Source organism: Pontibacillus litoralis JSM 072002, assembly GCF_000775615.1.
Classification (GTDB): Bacteria; Bacillota; Bacilli; order Bacillales; family BH030062; genus Pontibacillus; species Pontibacillus litoralis.
Window position 1 is genome coordinate 1 of record NZ_AVPG01000048.1, and the last position, 2,717, is coordinate 2,717.

The 2,717-nt window shown below is 30.6% G+C and carries 6 protein-coding genes; all 6 read right to left on the reverse strand.

Translation table 11 applies throughout. The features are described from left to right. Nucleotides 1-161 precede the first annotated feature (161 nt). The 6 genes from N784_RS15535 to N784_RS15560 all read right to left on the reverse strand — a co-directional run bounded on the left by N784_RS15535 (nucleotide 162) and on the right by N784_RS15560 (nucleotide 2,452). Nucleotides 162-440 carry a hypothetical protein gene (locus N784_RS15535; RefSeq protein WP_036836463.1) on the reverse strand — a complete coding sequence of 93 codons (279 nt, stop codon included), beginning with the start codon at nucleotides 438-440 and terminating at the stop codon, nucleotides 162-164. Between the two features lie 45 nt (nucleotides 441-485). Next, a complete protein-coding gene (locus N784_RS15540; protein WP_036836465.1) occupies nucleotides 486-680 on the reverse strand; it encodes a hypothetical protein in 195 nt (64 codons plus the stop codon). A 72-nt stretch (nucleotides 681-752) separates the two neighbouring features. Then, entirely contained in the window at nucleotides 753-965 is a 213-nt protein-coding gene (locus N784_RS15545; RefSeq protein ID WP_036836467.1) for a hypothetical protein, read from the reverse strand. Between the two features lie 53 nt (nucleotides 966-1,018). Continuing rightward, nucleotides 1,019-1,222, reverse strand: coding sequence for a hypothetical protein (locus N784_RS15550; protein ID WP_036836469.1), 204 nt, complete (start codon nucleotides 1,220-1,222; stop codon nucleotides 1,019-1,021). A 149-nt stretch (nucleotides 1,223-1,371) separates the two neighbouring features. Continuing rightward, a complete protein-coding gene (locus N784_RS15555; protein WP_036836471.1) occupies nucleotides 1,372-1,899 on the reverse strand; it encodes a hypothetical protein in 528 nt (175 codons plus the stop codon). A 184-nt stretch (nucleotides 1,900-2,083) separates the two neighbouring features. Then, nucleotides 2,084-2,452, reverse strand: coding sequence for a hypothetical protein (locus N784_RS15560; RefSeq protein ID WP_036836473.1), 369 nt, complete (start codon nucleotides 2,450-2,452; stop codon nucleotides 2,084-2,086). Nucleotides 2,453-2,717: the final 265 nt, after the last annotated feature.

Below are 2,717 nucleotides of genomic sequence, written 5' to 3' on the forward strand. Positions count from 1 at the left end.
ATGATAGGTGTGGGCTATTTGACGCTTACATCAAAAGAAATACGATCACCTTTTTATAAAAACTTTCCATTAAAAATCCTCCTAGAGGCAACTCCTTATGAAGTTGCCACATTTATCATTTTTTGTTTCTAATCTTAAAAGAACTAGGTCTTTTTCATTTCTTAACGATAGTCGTAAAAATCGATCCTTTTACCATTAACAATATCTTCCAATAAAGTATTATTAGTATCGTGATGATGTACGTTTTTAGCGTACTCCAATCCGCTAACCGTTTCTTTAGCGTATTTGAAATTTACACTTCCTTGACCTTCAAAAATTTGTTCTAATTCTACTCTTGCTTCACCAATTATCTTGTTATGAGGTACATGTTTACTCCCAGTTATCTTACCTTCAATTTCGTGCAATTTCTCTAAAACTCTTTGATTTAATCCTGTGAACATCTCATTTCCTCCTAATTTTTTAATAGTATAGATCATTGGTTAATTCTAATTTTCCAATTTATCTCCATAAAACTGAATGCGTTCAGCAGCTTCATTCCTTTTTATAACTGTGAAGTCATATATAGCATGATCTTGCAATTCGTCTTCCCTTAATCGTTTAAGCATGTCATTCCAATATTCTAAATCACTTTTTGAGTATTCTAATTCTTTTTTGTAAAAATTCTTAACATATTCGGTCATTTCACACACCGCCTTCTTATTTTTAAATTTAGTACTAATTAACGGTGAACCTCTAATTTGCAAAGTAATTTTTTATTCATTAGTTATCCCGCCTAGTTCTCTCGACTCTATTTCATATAGAGTAAGAACTACATCATTATCCAGAAGCTGTTTTTCATACATGTTGGTGAATATTTCCTTTTCTTCTTGAGAGAGGTCTAATTGGAATAAAGTTCTTGCTAAAGCCCCTACGAAAAAATTCTTTGATTGTTCAAAATCTACATATCTTCTTTTTTCCTCTTTCATTTTAACCAGCTCCTTTTTTAAGAGAATAGGAGAGAGGGGGAGAAATCCCACTCTTAATCCTGTTCTTTGTCAACTATATAAGCCTTAACATATGAAAAATCAGCTTTATCTAAACGCTCATCCAACTCTACTAAAAACGCTTCTTTCTGTTCTTCTGCGATATAAGGAGTCTGCTTAACAACCTCTACGATTGTATTGGAATAAAACTCCATAATCCCCTCAAAATCAACCCATCCTTGTTTTTTTGTTTTCTCCATTTTAATCACCCTTTCTTTTTTGTCTGAATATCAGACAAAAATAACCCCAAAAAAATTTGTCTGAAAATCTGACATCCTTACGAATTAAAGATTAACATTCTCTAAGAGAGGAAGTCAAGTGTTTTCTGTAAATCAGACAAATAACCCGGTTATATTTCTTTTAAAATGTCCTTTTCAATAGATTTAAGAATACTTAGAACATCTATTGTTTCACCGTTTTCGATGTCTTGTGATACTATATCATTGTATTTTATAAACACTTCTTTGATTTTTCTTTCTCCACTTTTATTAACTGCACCCTCAATAATTCTACTAGTATTTTTAATATATGCTGCTCTCAAGATATATTCAATTACGACACCGTAGGTAACACTTCGACTATTTATTTGTAGTGGAATTTCTTCCTTAAGTCGTTTAATCCCTTCAATTACTTCTTGGCTAATGTTCAATTTTAGTTTTTGAGCACTCGGATTTATATCGACTTTTTCAATCCTAATCCGTTCTTTTGTATTTATAACATCATCAGACCAATTTTTCACCCATAGTGAATCTTCATAAGCACTCATAAGAACATCAGCTCTTGTAATACTTACTCCTTTTTTATTTTCATATATTCTTTTAACTTGCTCCATTAATCTAGCAGTCGTTATAGATATTCTTGCTTGATAAAAACTCATTTCTTTCCCTCCAATATATTAAGAATAGCATGTCTGATATTTGATGGCAACATGGTAACTTTGTGGTAACCAACTATATAATTATATATACTCTTTACTTAGCGTTTAAAAATAGAAAAGACTTATCTTACAACATTTCATTATACATCTTTCTATAAGATTATTGAGTGGGAATAGAATAGTTTTATGAAAAATTTAAACCATCTTTAATATGTTGATATTCTGGGAGAGTTAAGGAATCCGCTTGAATAATCTTATCAACTTTTTTATTCATGTGACAAAATATAATAAATTCTCCCTGGCATTCTATTTCTTGAGAACACAAGAAAATTTTTTTGTTCCAATCTTTTCGAGCTACTGAAACGGGGTCAGGTATCACCATAATAGTATCATGAAAATACCAATTGAATGGGGCTTTGATTCTTTCAAAAATAACATGATCTTTTCCTACATTATCTAATCGTGAAAATTTTGATGTCGATACTTCTAGCAATCCAATTGAAATATTATGTGAAAAAAGTATTTGATTTTCCATTCTCTCATTTCCTTTCATATATTAAATTCCTTTAATTAAAAACTATTGATGATCATTTAAAAACTTAATAATAGAGTTGTAGAGGCATGACGATTTCAAAAGTAATAAAAAAGCTCTTGTCCCAACCTTGTCCCACAAAATAAAAAAGTGTAACTCAACTATAAAATCAAAAAGGCTTTTAATGCAGTCAAAATAGCTTACTTTATAAATATAACACTTTAAAAGATAACAAAAAGCAGAAAACACCCCGACCACCGTGATCAAACAGCGGTTGCCTCTGCTT

Coding starts and splice junctions, on each gene's coding strand:
- N784_RS15555 (WP_036836471.1), bottom strand. CDS start 1,899: ATGAGTTTTTATCAAGCAAGAATATCTATAACGACTGCTAGATTAATG.
- N784_RS15545 (WP_036836467.1), bottom strand. CDS start 965: ATGAAAGAGGAAAAAAGAAGATATGTAGATTTTGAACAATCAAAGAAT.
- N784_RS15550 (WP_036836469.1), bottom strand. CDS start 1,222: ATGGAGAAAACAAAAAAACAAGGATGGGTTGATTTTGAGGGGATTATG.
- N784_RS15535 (WP_036836463.1), bottom strand. CDS start 440: ATGTTCACAGGATTAAATCAAAGAGTTTTAGAGAAATTGCACGAAATT.
- N784_RS15540 (WP_036836465.1), bottom strand. CDS start 680: ATGACCGAATATGTTAAGAATTTTTACAAAAAAGAATTAGAATACTCA.
- N784_RS15560 (WP_036836473.1), bottom strand. CDS start 2,452: ATGAAAGGAAATGAGAGAATGGAAAATCAAATACTTTTTTCACATAAT.